Origin of the sequence: Mycobacterium sp. OTB74, assembly GCF_029892685.1 — a bacterium.
Taxonomy (GTDB): Bacteria; Actinomycetota; Actinomycetes; order Mycobacteriales; family Mycobacteriaceae; genus Mycobacterium.
Genome location: NZ_JARXVD010000011.1, coordinates 185,010 through 205,685 on the forward strand (window position 1 = coordinate 185,010; position 20,676 = coordinate 205,685).

A 20,676-nucleotide genomic window follows, 5' to 3' on the forward strand; every position below is an offset into this window, starting at 1 on the left:
TGGGTCGGGCCAGGCCCCGTTCATCGCAGATACATTGTCGAAGTGGTAGAGCGCTCGGGGGTTGTCATTCATCAGTGTTGTTCCCATCGTCGGGAACTCGGTAGCCATCGCGGGTCAGGATTCGGATGGGGTCGGTGCCGTCCCACGTTTCGCAGGTGCTCGCGATCTTGGCGAGATTGGTTTGAAAACTGGGCTTTTCTTCGACGATCTCGGTGAAGAATCCGAACTCCTCAACGGTGTCGATGAATGCCACGCGTTGCCCCGGATTGGTGAATTCGCACGCCAACTCGAACTTCTGGTCCAGGTAGTGAGCGACCTTGGCGTCATATTCGCGGGTGAGCGTCGAAACTTGGTGCAAACCATAATCCCTGCCGCCGTACAGCCGCGCCATCTCGGTGAACACCGAGTTGCCCTGCGCGTAGTCCTGAATGAGTTCGATCTGCACCGGCCCGGCCTGCGCGACGCCGATCTGGATGTCGACACTGGCGTCGGTGCCGCGGTAACGGCAGGTGTTCTGCGCGCGCGGCATGATGTGAAATGGTCCGACGCCGAAAACCTGCACCCACCGCGATGCGGCGCGCAGCAAGTCGGGGACAACGAAACCCATTTGAAACAGCCGGAATTCGCCTTCGGGCCAGCGGTGTTCGAACAGCGGGTGGGTGGCAACCTTCACGTGATGTTCTCCTGGTCGGGGGTCGCTTCAACTGTGGTCGGGGTCGGCTCGGTCATCGGCCGGACGAGAACTTCCTGCGCAGTGCTGGCCACATGACGGCCGGCGGCGTCGATGATGGTTCCGCGGACCAGGGCGCGATGCCCAGCGATGGCGACGATCTGCTGGGTGTAGAGGTGCCACTGATCGAATTGCACCGGGCGGTGCAACCAGACGGTGTGGTCAAGGGTCAGACCCGTGTGCGTGGTGTAGCTGACAGGATCCGGGTGATTGCGAAATGCCATGTCCAGCAACAGATAGTCACTGGCATAGGCCAGCAGCGCAGCGTGCGTCTGCGGGCCGCCGTCAACCGCCCGCGGCAACCGCATCCAGTGCGCGCGTAGTCCTGATGATTGCGCACCGCCCAGGAAGGTCGGTGCTTCGGCGATGCGCATCTCCAGCGGCGGGGGCGTGTCGATCCAGGTACTGGCGGCGCCGGCCAATACCGGTGCGGCGCGGTGTGCCCAATGCTGCAGCAACGGCATTGATTCTGGGTCGCCATCGGGGGCCGTCGCGCAATCACCGTGTGCAGTATCGGGATTCGCGTCGAAGGACACCGTCGCTGTCAGCAGCGTACGTCCGCCCTGGGCCACGACAATCTGACGTACCGACATTGACCGGCCGTCACGGGTGCGGTCGACGGTGATATCCACGGGAGCGTTCGATGAGCCGGGGCGCAGGAACGATGCATGGATCGAATGGGCGGTCAGTCCGGGAACCGTGGCGGCGGCCGCGGTCATCGCCTGGGCGACGAGCTGGCCGCCGAAAAGTCGGCCGAAGCGGCCGGCCTCGTTGTCGGCCACGAAATGATCCTCGGCGGCTGGTCGCAGTGTCAATGCATGCTCCAACTGTTCGAACGCGCCGAGCGTGGCGGCCTCCAGTGCGGTTCGAGCCCCTCGCAAAGGACCGGCGAAATCGGGGCGGGCCGTGACATCGGGGCTCTGCATCGTCACAGCATCCTCCTTGTCATTTACCGGGTCCCGTCGGCGCTTGCACTACGCCTCTCTAAGACTTTAGAGTCGAGATGTACGGTAGCTCACACCGCCTCCACAGGCCAGTGTTGATTGCAAAATCACGCGACACGGCCGATGGGCGCGCAGGGCATGGCAACACGATGACGAGAATGGTTCTTCAATGACCACCGATCTGGCCGGCAAGGTCGCTGTCGTCACCGGCGCCGCCCGTGGCCAAAGCCGTGCGCATGCGGTTCGGTTGAGCCAGTGCGGAGCCGATGTCATCGCCATCGGCATCGCCGGCCCACTGCCCGACTGCGTTCCGTGATTTACCCATCATTGAAGGAGACAGCTGATGCTCAGTGGGGAGAAAATTCTGATCACCGGGCCGGCCGGGCGGATCGCCAATGGGATCGCCAAGACCTTGGCACCGGACAACGAAGTGTGGGGTATCGCCCGGTTCTCGGACCCGGCCGCCCGGGCCGAGGTCGAGGCGCTCGGTGTCACGACCCGCGCAGTCGACTTGGGCGACCCCGACTTCACCGATCTGCCAGATGATTTCACCTACCTGTTGCACATCGCGGCCGACTTCAGCGAGGACTACGAACAGGGTCTGCGAGTCAACGCCGAAGGCACTGGCCTGTTGTTATCGCATTGCCGCAAGGCTAAAGCAGCACTGGTGATGTCGACGGTCACCGTCTACAAGCCACACCCCGACCCCTGGCACGCATTCACCGAGAGCGACCCGATCGGAGATGCCGGCTTGCCCAGCCCGCAGCCGTATTCGATCGTCAAGATCGCCGAGGAGGCCGTGGCCCGGTACTGCTCTCGGGAGTTCGGACTGCCGATCACCATCGCCCGGATGGGCAGCGCCTACGGCGAGCGCGGTGGCCTGCCGTTCTGGCACCTGCAGGCCATCGCCGAAGGAAAGCCGGTGATCGCCCGCTGGGATCCTTTGCCCTACAGCCCAATTCACTACGACGACATCAACGCCCACATCGCACCGCTTGTGGAAGCGGCCGCCAGTCCGGCCACGATCGTCAACTTCGCCGGCGACGAACCGGTGACCGTACAGCAGTGGTCAGCGTATTTTGCCGATCTGCTGGGTGTGCAGGCCGATCTGCGGGTCGAGGTCGTGCCGGGCGCATCGCTGGGATCGGTCGGCGACCCGAGCAAACGCCTCTCGATCACCGGCCCCTGTCGCGTGCCCTGGCGCGACGGATTCCGCGCGATGGCCGCACACCACTACCCCGACCGTGTCAAGGAGCTCTGATACACATGCGATACCCGGCTGCCGAACAACTGCTGGACGAAGCCGTAGCCGAAGCCGGTCACACCGATTTCGGTCCCGGTGATTTCCGTGACGGTCTGCAGGTTCTGCTCGAAAGTCTGGACAGTGACGGCGATCTGGGTCCGGACACCGATGCCACCGTGATCGCGGACTTGCGCCGGCGGCTGGTCAACCGGCTGCAGGTCGAGGCCTGGTATGCCGAGCACCCGGAGGTCGAAGAGGTCCAGATCGACGGACCGGTCGACATCAACGGCTTGCCGCGCACCGGGACCACCGCGCTGGCCGACATGTTGTCGCTGGACCCGCAGTTTCGGTGTCTTCGCGGGTGGGAGCAGCACCAGCCGGTGCCGCCTCCGGTGCCCGGCCAGGAAACCGGCGATCCGCGTCGGCAGGCCTATGTCCGGATGCACGATGCACGCTCGGCCGAGGCTGCCGCCATGCATCACTTCGAGATCGACGCCACTATGGAGGACACCGAGATCCTCGGGATGGCGTTCCATGGTCAGCAGATGACCCTGCCGGTGGCCGGCTACCGAAAGTGGTGGCGCCACGCCGATTTGACGCAGACCTACCAATACCATCGGCGGGTGGTGAAGCTGCTGGGCTCCCGAACCCCGCCGCAGCTGTGGCTGTTCAAGGCGCCGCACCACAAGTTCCACCTGGAGGCACTGGCGGCGGCGTATCCACAGATGCGGTTCGTGATGACTCACCGTGACCCCGCCAAGGTGGTGCCCTCGTACACCAGTTTGGTGTCGACGATCTTTCCCCCGGCGGCCGGCGAACGTGACCTACTGGCGCTGGGGGCTGAGGTCAGCGAGCACCTGCGCGAAGGGCTGGAGGCGGCCATCGCCCAGCGCGCCCGTATCGGCGAAGACCGTTTCCTGGACGTGCACCACCGTGACCTGGTGCGCGATCCGAAGGGCACCATCCGGCGGGTCTACGACTGGCTGAACCTGGAGCTCACCGACCCGGTCGAGCAGAACATCCTGGCCTGGCAGGCCGCTAACGCCATGGGCGCCAAGGGAACCCACCGCTACTCGGCCGAGCTGTTCGGCCTCACCGTCGATCAGATCCGTTCCGATTACAACTTCTACATCCGCCACTTCGACGTGGCGGTGGAGGGATAGAGTCCGTGACTCAACTACCCACCTGGGACGATCAGATAGAGGCGCTCAAGGGCGTCGCCGATCACCTGCTGGCCACCTGGCGGCCCGACAGCCCCACCGAGGCTGAGGTGCAGGACATGAACAAGCTCGCGTTGTCGATCTTGGCCTGCGGGTACTTCTGCCACGTCTACACCGACACCCGCCGCCCGGTATTCATGCCGCTGTGGAATTTCGCCTGCAACCAGGGCGGTCCCAACCCCGACTACGTCTATCTGGAAGCGCAGATCGACGGCGCGGGTGTCTACGAACTGGTGGGCCGGCGGGGCACAGTGCGATTCGTCGAGATCACCCAGCAGGCGCCCGGCATGATGAAGAGCCTCAAGAATGTCGAGGGGCGGATGAAATTCAATGCCATCACCCACGATCTGGACGACCTCACCATCGGCGTGGACGGCTCGTTCCGCGTCCTGCTCAGTGTGCAGCGCCCCGAAGGTTACGACGGTGATTGGTGGGAGCTCAACCCCGCGGTCGGCAAGCTCTTGATGCGCAAGTGCGCATGCGACTGGAACACCGAGATCGACGCCCAGGTCGCCATCAACCGACTCGACGACGCGGGCGCGGACATGGAGCCGGCCGAGATCGCTCGGCGGTTCTCTGAGATGGGCGACTGGATCAAAGGCATGATCGATTTCGACATGGAGCTGGTCCGGTACTACCGCGAGCACCATGGCATCAACGTTCTCCTGCGCTCCCAGTGGATTCAGCAGGGCGGTGGCCTGGCCACCAAGCAGGCCTACTACGACGGCATCTACGAAATCGATGACGACGAAGCGTTGATCGTGGAGTTTCCCGTACCCAAGGACTGCTACTACTGGCAGATCCTGGTCGCCGACGATCGGTTCTCGACGGTGGACTGGGTCAATCGCCAATCTAGTCTCAACGACGTGCAGGCCCGCGTCGATCCCGACGGCTGGTTCCGCGGTGTGGTGTCCAAACAGGATCCGGGCGTGCACAACTGGCTGGACAAGGCCGACTGGCCGTGGGGCATCCTGCAGGCCCGCTTCTACCGGTCCACCGAGTTCCCCGAGGCCACCGTGACGAAGGTTCCGCTCACCGATGTGCTCAAGCATCTGCCCACGGGCACACCGGTTCTCACCGCGGAAGAACGTGCGGCCCAGCTGCGGTACCGGCGTACCGGTGCCCAGCTGCGCCGCATCTGGTGAATGTGAGCCCGACTCCGATATCAACAAGATCACCTGGCAGAACTCCTGCCGGTTTTTCAGCTGGGACCCGTTCGCCCACACCGACTGGGCCGATGCCACGGTGGAGGCGCTGCGCGCCAAGGCGACCGATGTCGACACCGCGATCCGGCCGCGGGCCGAATGGGCTCGCCGCTATGCCGAAAGGCAGCTCACCAAAGCATGATCCGAGCACGGCGCGGAATTTCCGTCGCCACGGCGGCGACGGATAAACTGTGAGTATCCAAAAACGACGCAGCCCCAACCCCGAAGAGCGGCGCCGCATTCTGTGTGACGCGGCGATTCAGTTGTTGGCCGATGAAGGGGCCAAGGGCCTGAGTCATCCGAAAGTGGACAGTTTCGCCGAGCTACCCAATGGCAGCGCGTCATTCTATTTCCGGACGCGGTCAGCTCTGCTGATGGCCGCGGCCGAACGCCTGGCGGAACTGGACCTGGTCGATCTGATGTCGGTGGCCGAGCCCACCGACGCACACGATGCCGAACTCTCGGCCAGCGCGCCGCGACTGGCGACCATGGTCATGCTCTCGGCAGCGGAGCCGCGTCTGAGCCGGACCAAGGCGCGCTTCGAACTGATGCTGCAAGCCAATCGCGATCCAGAGCTGGCAGAAGTGTTCCGGCACAACAGCGAGGTGTTCGCCGGGCTGCATCGCCGTGAGATCCTCGCGCGCTCACAGCGGGGCGTGGAGCCCGAACCGCACGTGCTCGAGGAGCAGACGGTCGCCACGATGAGTTTCGTTGCGGGGGTGCAGATGCGCTTGGTCGCCGGCGACCGGTGCGTCGGTAGCGCCGAGCAGCTCGACCGGCTGCTGCGGTCGATCGCCGATGGCGTCGCCGCCGAATACCACGCGGAAGCCAAACCGCGTCGGCAGCGCGCCGCCAAAGCCGGCTGAGTTTCCTCGGGTCGCTGGCAACACGGCGTCATGATCGGGGTTGCCTTGGGCCGCAACGCAATCGCCTCGTTCCTTCACCAACGACAGCACCAGCTCGCAAAAATCTGAACGCCTCGCAGGGTACAGATCTACCTGCAGATCAGTCATATCCGACCCACACGACCCAACGGCCACACTCGCATCACAAACACCGCATCCCCGCGAGCCCCAATACCGCCATCAGCAGTTCGCCGTCTAGCATGAGTCGTCCCTTAGGGTTTTAAACACCTATTTCGATAGGTCCCAAGCCCCCGAGCCCCCGGGGACCTGTAGAAACCCCAACGCTGCTGATCAGCAGCGGTACGTTTTTTGCCTCCGGAACGCGGTAGGGCCGATTTCGCAACGCGTCCCATGCCACGACCTCGCGATATTGCCCGGCGGGTTCGCAATGGTGTTCGTGCAGATCAACCGTGCAAGCGCCAGTAGCCGTGTGTCCCGGTGAACGAGTCCATCTGGTGGACTCAGCACCGAGGGAATTCGGCAGTGCCCTGTCGCCCGAGCACCGTCCTCGCTTCAGCCAGATCGCCCTGCGCCCCACGCTCTATCAAGGTTTCTACCAAGACGCGGTCGCAGACACGCCCCACCGCATGAGGGGTGCCGTGGTGATGGCGAAGCGGTTTGCCGGACATCGGCGTCCTGCGGTGAAACGATATTTACGTGGACGACGCCGATACCGGCCGCGGTGCGGTGACAGCAACGGAGCCCTCGTGCAGGGCGTGCGGGGCGGGGCTGTTGGCGCGCGCCAGGTTCTGCGACCAGTGTGGCGCACCGGTCACCGGGTTCGGTGGATCTGCGGAGTACAAACAGGTGACGGTGCTCTTCGCCGATGTGGTCGGCTCGATGGATATTGCCGCCGCTGTCGGCGCCGAGCGGCTGCGTGAAATCATGGCCAAGCTGGCCAATGGTTGCGCGGCGGTGGTCAAACGGTACGGATGCACCATCGACCAGTTCACCGGTGACGGGATCATGGCGGTGTTCGGTGCCCCGGTGGCGTTGGAAGACCACGCTTTTCGCGCCTGTCTGGCGGCCTTGGGTATTCAGGAGCACGCCAAACGACTTGCCGCCGAAGTCCGTACTCGCGACGGGGTCGAACTGCGGCTGCGGGTCGGGCTCAATTCCGGGCAGGTGGTCGGCGGTGACATGGCTTCTGGCCCGTTCGGTTACACAGCGGTGGGTGAGCAGGTCGGAATGGCGCAGCGGATGGAGTCGGTCGCCCCACCGGGCGGGGTAATGCTCAGCGCGGCGACGGCGCGCTTGGTCGATGGTGCCGCAGTTCTTGACCAGCCGCAGCTCTCCCAGATCAAGGGTGCTGCCGAACCTGTCGCCGCCTACCGGCTGCTGGGCATCGAACCGCAACGTCGCATCGTCGGGCGTATGGAGTCCACACTGGTGGGCCGGCAGCGTGAAATGTCTGCGGTGCAAGCACTATTGGATCGTGCTGTCGCTGGCCGTGGAGCCGTGGTCGGCGTGGTGGGGCCACCTGGCATCGGCAAAAGCCGTCTGGTACGGGAAATCGCGGCGATGGGTCGATGCCGCGGCACCGACGTTTTCTCGGTGTACTGCGAGTCGCACACCAGCGAGGTGCCCTTCCACGCGATCGCCAAGCTGGTACGCAGCGCCACCGGCATCGAAGCTCTTCACGACCAGCAGGCGCGCGATCTAATCCGCGACCGCAATCCGGGCGCCGACGCCGGCGACTTGGCGCTGCTTTATGACCTGTTAGGCATCGCCGACCCCAACGCTCCCGCACCCAACATCGATCCCGACGCTCGCCGGCGACGGTTGACCGCCCTGGTCAATAACGCCTCGTTGGCACGGGCAACCCCGGTGGTCTATGTCATCGAGGACGCACACTGGATCGACGAGATCAGCGAGTCCATGCTGGCCGGATTCCTCACCGTGATTCTGCAGACACCGGCGCTTGTACTAGTCAGCTACCGCCCCGAGTACCAGGGAGTCTTGAGCCGCCAGGTCGGTGCTCAAACCATGGCCCTTGCACCGCTGAACAATTCGGAATCGGCGGCACTGGTCTCGGAGCTTGTCGGACGGGACCCTTCGGTCGGTGCACTGTGTGAGACGATTGCCACCCGAGCCGCGGGCAATCCGTTCTTTGCCGAGGAGATCGTCCGCGAACTAGCAGATCGAGGCGTGCTCAGCGGACACCACGGGGCATACGTATCGAGCGCGGATGCTGGCCAGGTCAGTGTGCCCGCCACGGTGCAGGCGACCATCGCCGCGCGTATCGATCGTCTCGAACCAAAAGCCAAGCGCACGTTGAACGCCGCCGCGGTGGTTGGCTCCCGGTTCGAGTCGGACATGCTCACCAAGCTGGGTATCGAGCCTGTCGTTGGCGACCTGCTGGCGGCCGAGCTAATCGATCAGGTCGGCTTCAGCCGGACACCTGAGTACGCGTTCCACCACCCGCTGATTCATGCAGTGACCTACGAATCCCAGCTCAAGTCCGATCGCGCCGGGCTGCACCAGCGCGTGGCAGGAGCCATCGAGACGCGCGGCACACCCGATGCAGACGCAGCGCTGATCGCCGAACACCTTGAGGCCGCTGGGAATTCGTATGCCGCCTACGGCTGGCACATGCGGGCCGCAATGTGGGCCACCAACCGAGACATCGCTGCAGCCCGGCTGTCCTGGGAGCGTGCTCAAACAATCGCCGACGCACTACCCGGCGACAATCCGGACCGGACCGCGATGCGCATTGCTCCGCGCACCATGCTGTGCGGGACCTCCTTTCGAGCCCATGTCACCGTTACCGACGACCGCTTCAATGAATTGCGCGAGTTATGTACCGCCATTGGAGACAAGGCGTCACTGGCCATCGCCATGGCAGGGCTGGTGATCGATCACGCGCATCAAGGCCGGATGCGCAAGGCGTCGCAGCTGGCTTCGGAAGTCATGGCCCTCATCGCGTCGCTCGGCGATCCGACCCTGACGATGGGGCTATCCTTCGCGGCGATCTACGCCAAGATGCAGAGCGCCGAGATGGATGATGTGCTCCGGTGGTCGCAAAAGGTCATCGACCTTGCCGACGGAGACCCAGCTAAAGGCAACATCATTATCGGATCCCCATTGGCGGCCGCCTTCGCGACACGGGCTATTGCCCGTTATGCGTTGGGCCGTCCCGGATGGCGAGACGACCTGCAGCAGGCCCTGACCCTGGCCCGCAGCGCCGATCCCATGTCCTACGCCAGGGTCGTCACCTACGCCTACCTCGTGGGAATACCGGCTGGAGTGCTGAGGCCCAACGATCGCGTGCTGCGCGAGATCGAGGATGCCCTGCGGATCGCCGAACGATCCGGCGATGACCACGCGTTGTCGAACGCGCAGATCACGCTGGGTCTCGCGCTGGTACACCGCCCAACGGATGCCGAGCATGCCCGTGGACAGAAGCTGCTGGCCGAGGTCAGCGATCAATTTCTACGCCGGGGATACTTCCAGGGCGATTTACTACTGATCGTCCACATCTACTTAGCTCGCGAGCGGGCTCGGTGTGGAGATCGCGATGAGGCGCTACCGCTCATGCGCGACGCCGTCGACCATCTGCTGCGCGAGGGCGTGGGCAGTGCTGCGCCGGTGGTTCTGGTGGAGACCCTGCTGGATCGCGGGACTCGCGCTGATGTGGCCGAAGCCGACGCCGCGATCGAGCGGTTAACGCCCGCGCCAGCTGGTGAGGGCCTGGTGTTACGCGCCATCTGGTTGCTCCGAGTCCGGGCTCTCCGAGCTCGCGCCCATGGCGACGACACCGCCTACCGCGACTATCGTGATCGCTACCGCGCCCTGGCGACAACACTTGGCTACGAGGGACACCTGGACTGGGCCCAAGCGATGCGATGACGGCTGTCGCAGGGCGCGCGTAGACCGAATCCGGAACACGCCAGGTTCGAACGTCGCACGATGGCGGCCGCATGACCGCGCACTCAGCCACCCGGCAACACGGCGTCATGATCGGAGTTGCCTTGGGCCGCAACGCAATCGCCTCGTTCCTTCACCAACGTCAGCATCAGCTCACAAAAATCTGAATACCCGGCCGGGCACAGATCTACCTGCGGACCAGTCACATCCGGCCCACGCCAACCATCGGCCACACTCGCATCACAAACACCGCGCCGCGGCGAGCCCAAATACCGCCATCAGCAGTTGGCCGTCTAGCATGAGTCGTCCCTTAGGGTTTTAGACACCTATTTCGATAGGTCCCGAGCCCCCGTAGCTCAGGGGATAGAGCACGGCTCTCCTAAAGCCGGTGTCGCAGGTTCGAATCCTGCCGGGGGCACAGGTCAGACATGGTATCTAGTCCCGCTAGATACCATCAATCCATCGCTTATTCATCGCTTATGGTCCGGTCCAATAGGTCAGCGACCGCGGTGTGGACACGGCCGCGCGCCATGTACTTGTCCTGCGTCATCGAGATACGGGAGTGCCCGAGGTGGTCGGCACCGATCCGAGCTGACAGCCCCTCGTCGTCGATCAGCGTGGCCAGCGACTTGCGGAAGCTGTGGCTGACCGCGTCCGGCACGCCCAGGTCATCGCGGACCTCACGCCAACGGGCACGGAAGTTGTCGGGGTCGCGCCACGTGCCGGCGGTCGACGGGAATATCATCGGCTGCTCACCAAGGTAGGGGCGTCCCTTGCGGGCCGAGAGAACGGTGACAGCGAACGCCGGCAACGGGATGGTGCGCCGGCCCGCGGCTGTCTTGGTCTCGTCGACTCGCAGCAGCCCCTTGCCTGCAGCGCGGATGACCTTGCCGGCGATCGTGACCGTCGCAGCCTTGGCGTCGTAGTCGGCCCAGCGCAGTCCCAGCAGCTCGGAGATGCGTAGCCCGGTGGCGATGAACAACGTGATCGGGTCGACGAGGTCATGGCGCTGGCAGTCGTCGGACTCCCGCAGTTTGGTGAACAGCGCGCGCAGCTCGTCGGCGGTCAGCGCTTGCGCACCGGTCGGCTTGGCCTTGGCCCAGATCGGCGAAACGTCCCGCACCGGGTTGGCTCCGATGACGTTGGCCATCACGGCCAGGTGCAGACCGCCTTTCAAAATCGTCTTGGATTGCACCGCCATGACGTCACCGTGCGCCGTGCGCATCGATCGGATTGCGGCGTCGATCCGGGCCGGCGTGCCTTCGCCCACCCTGACACCGCCCATGATCTTGGCTAGAAGCTTGGAGCAGTACCGGTAGGTGTCGATCGTGCGGACCGCGCGGCCGTCCTCTTCAAGCCGGTCGATGTGGCGGTCGACAAGGCCGATGATCCTTGTGTCCAGGGTGATTTCACCGTCACCAGCGGCACGCCGCTGCGCGAGCGCTTCGACCAGTGCATCCTCGGCGAGCTTGCCGTATTCGTCTGCCTCGTCAGCGGGCCCGCGGCGCTCGACGATTCGGGTAACCCCGTCCTGGTCACGGAATCGGCAGCGCGCCAACCACACTCCCCCACCGAGCTGCTTGCGGGTGACCTTGCCGTGCTGACCGATTCTCAGCGGAGGCCTACCCGCCATCGCCACTCACCACTGCGCCCTTGACCTGACGAAGCCGATCGTTGACAGCCATGAGCTGATCTTGCGCCCTTTCAACCTCCGACATAAAGGAGTCCGCATGGGAGGGATCGTCCGAAGATCGCAGGCGCGCAACCAATTTAACCAACGTGTCGATCTTCGACTCCAGGGTTATCCGCTCTCGTGAGAGCTGGACCACTTGCGCCCCTTCTGTGATCTCGTTTAGCTCCTGGCGCTTTCGGTCCCATTCGTCTGGATCGGCGGCATCTGCCTTGGCGCCGATATACGAAATGAACGGTTCCTCGCCTGAGAACCACGTGGCTGCCCGGATCGAAGGCTCTGATCTTCCTGGCACGACCTCAACGGGTCCGTCTGGCAGCTTCGGATAGAGGAGCCTTATCGGCGGCACTCTGAGTGCCCAGGCCAGGAGGATCAAGTCCGCGACCGTGATCGACTTCCGGCGACCGGTCTCGATCTCCGAGATTGTCGAGCGCGACACCCGGTGCCCAAGTTCGGCGGTTCGGTCTGAAAGCCATTGACCGGATCTATCTCCGCGCAGCCGCTTGATCTCGGCGGCAATCCGAGTGGTCATTTCGTCAGGCCAAGTATCCGACATGCCGACGAGAATAGCGTATGTCTTGCGGGAAGTCATAAAACCTGTGTAGCCTGAACGGGAATCAGTCAGAATCCGGCTTGATTCGATGGAATTCCATAACAAGGAGATGCTAATGCCTTCACCTGAGGACTACTGGCTGACTCGCCCTGAGGTCGGCGAACGGCTCCGCGTGCCCGAGAAGACACTCGCCCAATGGGCAAGCCAAAAGCGTGGTCCCAAGTACGCCCGTTTCGGCCGGCATTGCCGCTACCGGCTCAGTGACGTAATCGCCTGGGAGAACGATCAATTCGGCGCCGCGGTCTGATGCGGAACTACGCGCAGGCCGACCACTGCGATTTGGGGTTAGTGGAGGACGACAACACCCCAGATATGCGAAAGGCGCCGGTTGCAGCCGACGCCCTTCAAGTTGAACCACCTCGTAGTCACCACACCACCGACAGGAGTTTCTAAAGCCATGATGACACAACGCACTCAATGCCGGTATTGCACGGTGCCCACTGATTCCGGCGACGTCTGCGCGTTTTGCGCGTTGTATGTCCCGCCGGTACCCCCAACAGCTGCGCAGGTACTCGACGACGCCGTCAACCGAGTCGACCTCATCCGCAGCGACATCAACGCAGTCATCCGCGACCTGCCCGACACCGCACCGATGTTCGCCATCGTCGACATCGTCGCCGCACTCTCGAACCTGCGGAACGCGGCGGTGCTGCTGGACAAGGCCACCGACCGCCTCGAAGCCGATGCAGAGGTGACCCGATGAGCTTCAACGTCGCTGACATCGTCTCCGCGCCAAAGGTGTGCTGCATCTGCCGAGAACCACTCACTGAGTGGCCGATTGACGCTCACAATCCCGACCCGGTGACCGCAGACGGCGAATGCTGCCCCTTCTGCAATGAGTACGTCGTCATCCCCGCCCGTGAGGCTCACAGTGGTGACTGAACGCATGATGGAGACCCGCCCCGACAGCACCGGGGCGGGTTCTCCCGCGCCTGAAACACGAATTGCTATCCGCTGCAATAAATGTGGCCGATGGATCGTCGACCCGCTGTCAGTTCAGCTCGGCGCCGGACCGAGGTGCCGCGGCAATGCGTGACATCGACATCATGCTCGGCCACGGGTTCGCCGTCGGGCCGCTCAACGGCAAGCTGCCGGTCACCAAGCACGGGGTGCAGGACTTCACCCGCGACCTCGACGTGATCGCAAGGTGGACACGGCAATACCCCGGCTGCAACTGGGGCGTCACCCAGGCCGGTGTCATCGCCCTGGACGTCGACCCGCGCAACGGTGGCTCGGTATCGGCCCTACGGTTGCGACCGGAGCACCGGACCTTATGCGTGCAGACCGGCTCCGGTGGCTGGCACCTGTACTACGCGGTGTCCGGACCCGTTCGGGGCAAGGTCGACGGCACACCCGGTATCGACGTAAAGGCCGGCGGCAACGGGTACCTCGTCGCACCCGGCTCGATTCACCCGACCACCGGCAAGCCCTATGTCCTGCACCGTGATGCGCCTATCGCAGCGTGCCCCGAGCACCTGCTGGCACTGATCGCCCGCCCGACATTCACCCCACCCACCGCGCGCATACGTGCATCAGGTGACCGGTGGGACGGCCTCGTGCGTGCCGTGGCCGACGCCCAGGAGGGCAACCGCAACGGGACGTTGTTCTGGGCCGCAGCCCGAGCCGCCGCCGACAGCGCTCCCGCTGCCGTCTACTCCGCGCTGGCTGCCGCCGCGCACGGTATCGGCCTGGGTGCCAACGAAATCCAGCAGACCATCACGTCTGCTCAACGGAAAGCGACCGCATGACAGAAGCATTCGACACCGATGGCGCCGCCACCGCGCGGCCGTCTCCGGGCGATATGCCGACGAGAAACGGGCCACGGCAACGGAGACGCACCCGAGGCGGCGTCATCGTAGACATTCGGGCACACGGTGAGCTTCCGAAGGGCTGGATACGAGCGTCGGAGGCACCGCAGTCACGCGCAGTCGACTGGCTGGTTCTCAACCGCCTTGCACGCGGACATGTGACGTACCTGTTCGGCGAAGAGGGAATAGGAAAGTCGACCTGGTGGGTGTACGTGGTCGCGCTGCTCACGAAGGCCGGCCACACCGTGGTCATCATCATCACCGAGGACGGCTGGGAGGACACCGTGCGGCCCCGCATGGAAGCCGCCGGCGTCGATCTGGACAAGGTGGTGATGCTCAACGTTGCCGAGGAACCCGACGACTTCGAGGTGGGCATCCCGGGCCCTGGGTGGCTCGCCGAGCAAAAGCTGCCCCCGGTGGCGCTGGTCGTTATCGACGGATTGGCCGACGCCACCGCGCACGTCAACGGTGGACTACCGAAGGCCACAGAATGGCGCCCGGTCATCACCGCGTGGAAGCGATACGCCGCACGCCACCACACCGCCGTCCTGGCCCTCGGCCACACCAACCGCGACACCCTCAACGGCACCCGCGGCGCGGTCGGTCTGTCCGGCCAGATACGTCAGGTGGTCCGACTCAACCTGATGGCGCTGCGCACCGACGACGGCCAGCTCGCCATCGGCGTCGAGAAGTCCAACATCTGCCGCACCGACCAACCCGTCGACCTCTTCGAGATCACCGAGGCCACATCGGACGGTATCACCGTCAACATCTGCAAGCCGTGCGGAATCGGCGACGGTACCGCGAAACAGATGTTCGAGACCCTCGCAGCAAGATCGCACGTGGCCGAGGACGACGCGGAAGTAGAACTTCTGGACGGCTGCGTGGCCGACCTGGTCGACCTGCTAGGAGCACGCCAAGGAAACGACAGTTGGGCGCTCTCGACTGAAATCACCGACCTCCTAGCAAAGGGCAAAGGCACGTCGGGAACTCGGTGGACACAGGGGCAGATCAACCGCGCGAGGACCAGCGCTGTCAAAGGCAGACACATCGAAACCGACCACCCGAAAATCCCTGGCCCATGGTTCTGGCGCAAAGCCTGATGCGTTCTTGCGTTCTTGGCCGCGACCTGCGTAAACGCCTGCGTTCTTGGTGCGTTCTTGTCATCCAACAACGCACCAACAACGCACGGCAAAACCACAGGTCAGCCCCAACAACGCAACAACGCAGCCAGAGGCGCCCAACACGACCGGATAGCCGCCACAAACCGAGTCGGCTCCGCCCCTGGGGCCACCCAGAAAATCCCACGAAGGAGATGAAATGACCAAAATCTTGACGATCCACCGTCCCGAACACCCAGCAAACAACGACTTCTGCCACGCCATCGAAGGTGAACTCGCCATACCGCCGCTGTTCACCGGAGGCTGCGCCTGCGGCTGCGCCCTCACTCACATCGGCGTCGGAAGCTACCGAGCCTCGACGACGCTGATGGTGCGCAACTCGAAACTCACTGACACCGAACTCATCTCGGCGTGCGTCAACTACCTGAACGGCGCGGGATGGGGGCCGGTCATCGCCGACCTCGGAGACACACCGCGCGACGTCGCCGAATCCGTGATGGCCGAGCTGTGTGAGGAAGCCGCGCAGCATCCGATCGGAACGGTGCTGCGGCCACGGTACAACCGAGACGCGAACGGCTGGACCTACACCACCAACCCGATCACGAACGGAATCGCATGAGCGACAACACCACTTTCACCGCAACCGATATGCGCCGCGCCGCAGCCCTGTTGACGCACTACGCCGCCGGCGACCTCGCCGGGGTGTACGAAATCACGAGAGAAACGATCGAAGCCGACGCACTCGCTGACCTGGCCGGCGCACTCGCGGCGGTGTTCTTCCAACTGAGTCCCGAGCTGCGCACCCAGGACGGCGTTGCGCTGCTGCGGGAGCTGACGCGGGCATTCCGCGCCGCCGAAGCAGCCACCGAAACCGGGGGCACCGAGTGAAGATTTTCGGGCGAACCGGGGTCGTGGCTGGGGCGTGGGTTCTTGAAAACACCGTGTTCATTCGAATTGGTGCGCAACGATTCGGCGCCGACGTGGGCGAAGCGCTGGCCCTGGCCGCCGAGATCACCTCGGCCGCAGAGGAACTGAAACAGCGCCGTGCCGAGAAAGCCGCGGCCGCAGAGGAACGGAGGAACAGCCGTGCCCAATGACGTGATCGTGATGTTGTTGGTTCGGTGGCGGGCAGTGCAATGGCTGCTCGCCACCGGGCGCCGCGACACCTCCGCCACGGCCGCGGTCATCGCTGCCGCCGAGATCGAAGGCATTCCGCTGATCGACCTGGCCGACGAGACCGACCTGCTCGCCGCCCAGTTCCGCTACCGGCCCGCACTGGCAGCCGAGGGATACCGGCTGTGGGACCGTTTGGAGGTGCTCGGATGATCGCCCCGATAACCGGAATCCTGCTCGGCGCAGAGGATGTCCGCTACACGCTGCGCGCGTTCGATGCGCTGCTGCGGGGGCGCCGGCCATCAGCCGAACTCGCCGCATTCATCGACCGACTCGGCAGAACTGTTGCCACAACTGGCGTTTCATCACGTGACACTGGCACGCAAGCCAGACAGATTGGAAGCGGCGACAATTCGGGTCAACCTGCAATGTATGACGTCCTCGACACTGCCGAAGCCGCGGCCATCCTTGGCATCACCACCAACGGTGTACGCGACCTTGCCCGCCGCGGGGTACTGCCTGCCAAGCGCGCTGGCGGTCGATGGCTATACGGCGCTCACGCAGTCGTTTCCCGCGCTGAGCGCCGAGCGGCCAATAGGTGACGGTCTTGACTAGCCCGCGGACCCTGCGCGGGGTCGAACTCGTCAAGGTCGGAACGTGGCCGGCGCACACCACCGACGGCGCCGACTGGGTTGTCACCGCCGATGACCTGGCCGCCGCGGTCGCTGCCCACCAAGCCGGCGTGCTGCGTAAGCCGGTTATCAAGTTGGGGCACAACGATTCCCGCAACGACGGCGACCCGGCACTCGGTTTCGTCGACAACCTGCAACTGACCGACGACGGCAACACGCTCGTCGGTGACTTGTGCAATATGCCCGCGCAGCTCGCCGAGGTCTTGCCGCACGCCTACCCAGACCGCAGCGTCGAGGCGCTTATCAACTACGTCGACAAGGACGGCACCTGCTGGCCGCTGGTCCTGACCGCGTGCGGGCTGCTCGGAACCGAATCACCCGCAGTCAGCACCTTGCAGTCGTTGGCCGAGTTGTACGGCGTCGCAGCGTCTCGACGTGTCGCCGCAACCATCCGTATCGGCCAACCACCAACCGACACCATGACCGTTATCCGCGCCGCAGCGAGGCGCACACGGCACCGCAACCGCAACACATCACGAAAGGCAACAACCCAATGAGCACCAATCTCGGATTCTCGGACGTTTACGAACCCGGCCAAAACGTCACCGGCTACGCCACCAGCGCCGTCACCGGCCAAACGTTCCTGGCGATCAGCGGCGACCGCACGGGCGGCAACGTCAGCGTGGCCCCGGCAACCGCCGCCGGCCGCGTCTTCGGCGTCGCCCGCACTGCCGCCGCCAGCGGACAGCTCGTGTCCGTGGCCCGCGGTGGTGGCCGCGTTGTCCACGTGACCGCCGCAGCCTCGATCACCGCATTCGCACAGGTCCAGGTCGCCGCCGGTGGTCAAGCCACACCACTGGCCAGCGGCGTGGCAGTTGGCTACGCGCTCACCAGCGCCGCATCCGGAGCACTCGCCGAAATCTCGTTGTACTGACCACCCCGAAAACACTTAACCCACAAAGGAATTGAACCGACATGCCTAGCCTGATCCCTACACTTTCCGGCAGAAATTTAACCGTTGACTATGCGTTGAACAGCCCGACGCTGCTGCGCAACCGCATCGCCCGCCTCGCCGACGATCTCATTCTCGCGCCCAAACTGCTGGCCAGCTACGGCGCCAACCTGCAGGGCGGCGGCATGCTGTACAACGTCATCGCATCCTCGGACATGTTCCTGGCAACCGACGTCGAAGCACGCGCACCCGGCTCGGAATACCGCCGCACCGAAGGCGTCGACCCCGACCCCCAACTCGCTGTCGTACAGGACTGGGGAGCGTCGTTCGCCATCGCCGATGAACAAATCATCCGCAATGCGATCAACTACCTCGACCAGCAGATCACCCAGCTATCGAACCAGCTGGTCCGCAAGCTGGACACCGCCTGCGTCGCAGCCATCGAAGCCGCCATCGCCAGCCCCAACACAGTCAGCGGCCACTCCTGGTCCAGCGTGCAGATCGTCGGCCCGCTGTCCACACTGACGCCGTCGAACCAACTGCCCACCGCCGACATCAGCGCCGCCAAGATGGCCGGCGAACTGCAAGAACTCGGCTCCAAATACAACCTGCTGATCGTGCATCCCGAAGAGGCCAACTCGCTGCGCTCCGCATACGCCGACAAGCTGTCCCTGATGCTCGAATCCGCCGGCATCGAAATGTTCGTCTCAGCCCGACTCACCGCCGGCGAAGCGTGGCTCTGCGACCGCGGCAACGTCGGCATCATCGGCTTCGAGGTACCGCTACGCGTCGAAGTCATCCCAGACCTCAAGCGCCGCCAGAAAATCGTCCAGGGCTACGTGGTCCCGGCAATCGGAATCGACCGCCCGTACAACCTCAAGAAAATCACGGGCCTGGCCTAAAGCAATCCCCCCGAAACTCGAAAAGGAACTACACATGGCACTGAATTTCACGCCCGAACAGACCGGCGCCATCCTCGGCCTGTTAGGTCTGCCAACCGATACCGACGATCCCGACGTCATCGTGACCGTTCTGCAAGATGCACTCGCCGACGCCGCCAACGACCAGGGCGACGACCCGTCGGCCGACATGCCCACGAACGCTATCGCAGCGGCCGCCCGCAAGGCCGGCCTCGAGCTGGTCGACTCGGCCACCATCGCCGAACTCCGCCAGGCCGCCAAGGAGGGTCGCCGGATGGCCGCAGAAGCCCGCAAGGCCGAACTGGAGGGCATCGTCAACGCCGCAGTAGCTAAAGGCAAGATCACCCCGGCACGCAAACAACACTGGGTCACACTCATCGACGCCGACCCCGGCATGGCCGACGTCCTCGCATCCGTACCCGACGAAACCGCCGTACCCCTAACCGAAGTCGGACACGGACTCGTCGACGACGGCACCCTCCCCGAAAATCAGCAATGGTTCCGCTGAACTGACGACCCTCCGCACCCCGAGCCCGACCCAGTGGCACACCAGCCCCACACCGGGCGTCCGCCAGATGGACACCCCCCCACCCCCGAAATTATCGAGGGGGGCGCCCAATCCTGACAGTGCACCCTCTGTCAGCTCCTCCCTCCCTTAAAGTAAAGAAAAAAGCCGAAACGGCCCTTTTGACCTGCGGTTTTTGGTTTTTGGTCAGGTTTTCGGCGTTGGGAGGGTGGTGGGGACCGTGGGCTGTCGCGGGGTGGCCGGTGTTGCGTTGGTGCCAGTCTTTGAATCCGAAAGACCAGTCACAGCGCCAGTTTCGCGGCCGGCTTACGGGTTGATGTTTTACTCCTCGGATAGCGAACCGCCCCAAGGCTGCATGTCTTGGGGCGGTTGTTTAGCTGGTCAGGGTCCGATTTGAAATCGGAACCTTCGGGCGGGGGTTACTCAGCCGCTCTCATTGAGCCCCAGGTGTCCAGCAGCGGCGCCAACTCCAGCAGGTGGGCTGCCAGTTCTCGGCACTGGTCTGCGTTCGCGTCCAGTAGCAGTGCTTCTGTCGGACGGATGTTCATATCGACGCAGACGAGGGTGCCGTCTTCTCGTTGCAATGCGTCGACGCAGACGGTCACAGGACTGCCGGTGATGCGCAGTTTTGCTGACGAGACGCAGCGAACCATGTCTCGCGGGGCGTCTGCGCCCCAGTCGTCGTAATCCCAGTCGTCGGCGAAGACAGCGCCGGGGGGAAGTGCGACTGAAGGTGTGGTGGTGGGCATGTAGCGGCTTGCTTCTTTCTTTCAGTGGTCAATTTGCTGTCAGGCTTCACGCAAGTTACTTGACGGAGGCGTCAATTTGTAGGTAGTTCAGCGAGAAAGTTTTCTGGCCTGTGCCTGCAGGAGACGATCAAGCAGCGTTCGCAGCGGATGGATCGGCGGCGCGGTTGGCGTGAACATCGTCGATACTCGCTAGCGGCTCATCGCTTATTCATCGCTTATGCCCGAGAACCGGTGAGAATGACCGGCACTGAATAGGGTGGAATAGGTGCGAATCTGCTTGCGGGCCAAAGCTTATGAACGAAATCAGAAACGTTCGAGAACCATCATTTTCTAAAGCCGGTGTCGCAGGTTCGAATCCTGCCGGGGGCACTCAATAAAACGCCTGGTCACAGGCTGTTTTTGCACCAGCGCCGAGAGCCCCGCACCCCGTGCGCACCC

General features: G+C 64.0%; 24 protein-coding genes, 1 tRNA gene and 2 pseudogenes. 22 read left to right on the forward strand and 5 right to left on the reverse strand.

The window, feature by feature from the left end; translation table 11 throughout:
• Positions 1 to 64: 64 nt before the first annotated feature.
• Both M2432_RS16560 and M2432_RS16565 read right to left on the reverse strand, forming a co-directional pair.
• Positions 65 to 673, reverse strand: a complete 609-nt coding sequence (locus M2432_RS16560) for a VOC family protein (RefSeq protein ID WP_280827897.1) — start codon at positions 671 to 673, stop codon at positions 65 to 67.
• Positions 670 to 1,656 carry an acyl-CoA thioesterase domain-containing protein gene (locus M2432_RS16565; protein ID WP_280827940.1) on the reverse strand — a complete coding sequence of 329 codons (987 nt, stop codon included), beginning with the start codon at positions 1,654 to 1,656 and terminating at the stop codon, positions 670 to 672. Before M2432_RS16565 ends, M2432_RS16560 begins: the two co-directional genes overlap by 4 nt.
• Before the next feature lie 187 nt (positions 1,657 to 1,843).
• On the opposite strand from M2432_RS16565, the pseudogene M2432_RS16570 reads away from it, so the two are divergent.
• The 8 genes and pseudogenes from M2432_RS16570 to M2432_RS16605 form a co-directional block, all read left to right on the forward strand.
• Positions 1,844 to 1,987, forward strand: a pseudogene (locus tag M2432_RS16570) (SDR family mycofactocin-dependent oxidoreductase); the annotation flags it as partial.
• Positions 1,988 to 2,017: 30 nt separating this feature from the next.
• Positions 2,018 to 2,935, forward strand: coding sequence for an NAD(P)-dependent oxidoreductase (locus M2432_RS16575; RefSeq protein ID WP_280827898.1), 918 nt, complete (start codon positions 2,018 to 2,020; stop codon positions 2,933 to 2,935).
• A 5-nt stretch (positions 2,936 to 2,940) separates the two neighbouring features.
• Complete coding sequence (locus tag M2432_RS16580; protein ID WP_280827899.1) at positions 2,941 to 4,080, forward strand: sulfotransferase; 1,140 nt, start codon at positions 2,941 to 2,943, stop codon at positions 4,078 to 4,080.
• A gap of 5 nt (positions 4,081 to 4,085) precedes the next feature.
• Positions 4,086 to 5,282 (forward strand): DUF1214 domain-containing protein, encoded by a 1,197-nt coding sequence (locus M2432_RS16585; RefSeq protein WP_280827900.1) that lies wholly within the window; start codon positions 4,086 to 4,088, stop codon positions 5,280 to 5,282.
• Between the two features lie 10 nt (positions 5,283 to 5,292).
• Positions 5,293 to 5,484 (forward strand): annotated as a pseudogene (locus M2432_RS16590) (amidohydrolase); the annotation flags it as partial.
• Between the two features lie 49 nt (positions 5,485 to 5,533).
• Positions 5,534 to 6,208, forward strand: coding sequence for a TetR/AcrR family transcriptional regulator (locus M2432_RS16595; RefSeq protein ID WP_280827901.1), 675 nt, complete (start codon positions 5,534 to 5,536; stop codon positions 6,206 to 6,208).
• Positions 6,209 to 6,904: 696 nt separating this feature from the next.
• Positions 6,905 to 10,096 (forward strand): adenylate/guanylate cyclase domain-containing protein, encoded by a 3,192-nt coding sequence (locus M2432_RS16600; RefSeq protein WP_280827902.1) that lies wholly within the window; start codon positions 6,905 to 6,907, stop codon positions 10,094 to 10,096.
• A gap of 363 nt (positions 10,097 to 10,459) precedes the next feature.
• A tRNA-Arg gene (locus M2432_RS16605) sits at positions 10,460 to 10,532 on the forward strand.
• A gap of 48 nt (positions 10,533 to 10,580) precedes the next feature.
• Here the strand turns inward: M2432_RS16605 and M2432_RS16610 are convergent.
• Both M2432_RS16610 and M2432_RS16615 read right to left on the reverse strand, forming a co-directional pair.
• Complete coding sequence (locus tag M2432_RS16610; RefSeq protein ID WP_280827903.1) at positions 10,581 to 11,747, reverse strand: site-specific integrase; 1,167 nt, start codon at positions 11,745 to 11,747, stop codon at positions 10,581 to 10,583.
• A complete protein-coding gene (locus tag M2432_RS16615; RefSeq protein ID WP_280827904.1) occupies positions 11,737 to 12,396 on the reverse strand; it encodes a helix-turn-helix transcriptional regulator in 660 nt (219 codons plus the stop codon). Before M2432_RS16615 ends, M2432_RS16610 begins: the two co-directional genes overlap by 11 nt.
• Positions 12,397 to 12,472: 76 nt before the next feature.
• On the opposite strand from M2432_RS16615, the gene M2432_RS16620 reads away from it, so the two are divergent.
• The 14 genes from M2432_RS16620 (at position 12,473) to M2432_RS16685 (ending at position 19,471) form a co-directional block, all read left to right on the forward strand.
• Complete coding sequence (locus M2432_RS16620) at positions 12,473 to 12,664, forward strand: helix-turn-helix domain-containing protein (RefSeq protein ID WP_280827905.1); 192 nt, start codon at positions 12,473 to 12,475, stop codon at positions 12,662 to 12,664.
• Positions 12,665 to 12,814: 150 nt separating this feature from the next.
• Entirely contained in the window at positions 12,815 to 13,120 is a 306-nt protein-coding gene (locus M2432_RS16625; RefSeq protein WP_280827906.1) for a hypothetical protein, read from the forward strand.
• Complete coding sequence (locus M2432_RS16630; RefSeq protein WP_280827907.1) at positions 13,117 to 13,299, forward strand: hypothetical protein; 183 nt, start codon at positions 13,117 to 13,119, stop codon at positions 13,297 to 13,299. The genes M2432_RS16625 and M2432_RS16630 overlap by 4 nt, the downstream gene beginning before the upstream one ends.
• 146 nt (positions 13,300 to 13,445) lie before the next feature.
• Entirely contained in the window at positions 13,446 to 14,165 is a 720-nt protein-coding gene (locus tag M2432_RS16635; RefSeq protein WP_280827908.1) for a bifunctional DNA primase/polymerase, read from the forward strand.
• Positions 14,162 to 15,328: an AAA family ATPase gene (locus M2432_RS16640; RefSeq protein WP_280827909.1), complete on the forward strand. Its 1,167-nt coding sequence runs from the start codon at positions 14,162 to 14,164 to the stop codon at positions 15,326 to 15,328. The genes M2432_RS16635 and M2432_RS16640 overlap by 4 nt, the downstream gene beginning before the upstream one ends.
• Positions 15,329 to 15,545: 217 nt before the next feature.
• A complete protein-coding gene (locus M2432_RS16645) occupies positions 15,546 to 15,965 on the forward strand; it encodes a hypothetical protein (protein WP_280827910.1) in 420 nt (139 codons plus the stop codon).
• Positions 15,962 to 16,234 carry a hypothetical protein gene (locus M2432_RS16650; RefSeq protein ID WP_280827911.1) on the forward strand — a complete coding sequence of 91 codons (273 nt, stop codon included), beginning with the start codon at positions 15,962 to 15,964 and terminating at the stop codon, positions 16,232 to 16,234. The genes M2432_RS16645 and M2432_RS16650 overlap by 4 nt, the downstream gene beginning before the upstream one ends.
• Before the next feature lie 53 nt (positions 16,235 to 16,287).
• Positions 16,288 to 16,443: a hypothetical protein gene (locus M2432_RS16655; protein ID WP_280827912.1), complete on the forward strand. Its 156-nt coding sequence runs from the start codon at positions 16,288 to 16,290 to the stop codon at positions 16,441 to 16,443.
• The gene (locus M2432_RS16660; protein WP_280827913.1) at positions 16,433 to 16,672 is read left to right on the forward strand and encodes a hypothetical protein; all 240 of its coding nucleotides are present in this window, start codon (positions 16,433 to 16,435) and stop codon (positions 16,670 to 16,672) included. The genes M2432_RS16655 and M2432_RS16660 overlap by 11 nt, the downstream gene beginning before the upstream one ends.
• A complete protein-coding gene (locus M2432_RS16665) occupies positions 16,669 to 17,061 on the forward strand; it encodes a helix-turn-helix domain-containing protein (RefSeq protein WP_280827914.1) in 393 nt (130 codons plus the stop codon). The genes M2432_RS16660 and M2432_RS16665 overlap by 4 nt, the downstream gene beginning before the upstream one ends.
• Before the next feature lie 5 nt (positions 17,062 to 17,066).
• A complete protein-coding gene (locus M2432_RS16670) occupies positions 17,067 to 17,648 on the forward strand; it encodes a hypothetical protein (RefSeq protein ID WP_280827915.1) in 582 nt (193 codons plus the stop codon).
• Positions 17,645 to 18,025, forward strand: a complete 381-nt coding sequence (locus M2432_RS16675; protein WP_280827916.1) for a capsid cement protein — start codon at positions 17,645 to 17,647, stop codon at positions 18,023 to 18,025. The genes M2432_RS16670 and M2432_RS16675 overlap by 4 nt, the downstream gene beginning before the upstream one ends.
• 41 nt (positions 18,026 to 18,066) lie before the next feature.
• Positions 18,067 to 18,945, forward strand: a complete 879-nt coding sequence (locus M2432_RS16680; protein ID WP_280827917.1) for a major capsid protein — start codon at positions 18,067 to 18,069, stop codon at positions 18,943 to 18,945.
• Positions 18,946 to 18,949: 4 nt separating this feature from the next.
• Complete coding sequence (locus tag M2432_RS16685) at positions 18,950 to 19,471, forward strand: phage protease (protein ID WP_348536312.1); 522 nt, start codon at positions 18,950 to 18,952, stop codon at positions 19,469 to 19,471.
• Positions 19,472 to 19,908: 437 nt separating this feature from the next.
• Here M2432_RS16685 and M2432_RS16690 read toward each other — a convergent pair whose 3' ends face one another.
• The gene (locus M2432_RS16690; protein ID WP_280827919.1) at positions 19,909 to 20,238 is read right to left on the reverse strand and encodes a hypothetical protein; all 330 of its coding nucleotides are present in this window, start codon (positions 20,236 to 20,238) and stop codon (positions 19,909 to 19,911) included.
• Positions 20,239 to 20,676 lie beyond the last annotated feature (438 nt).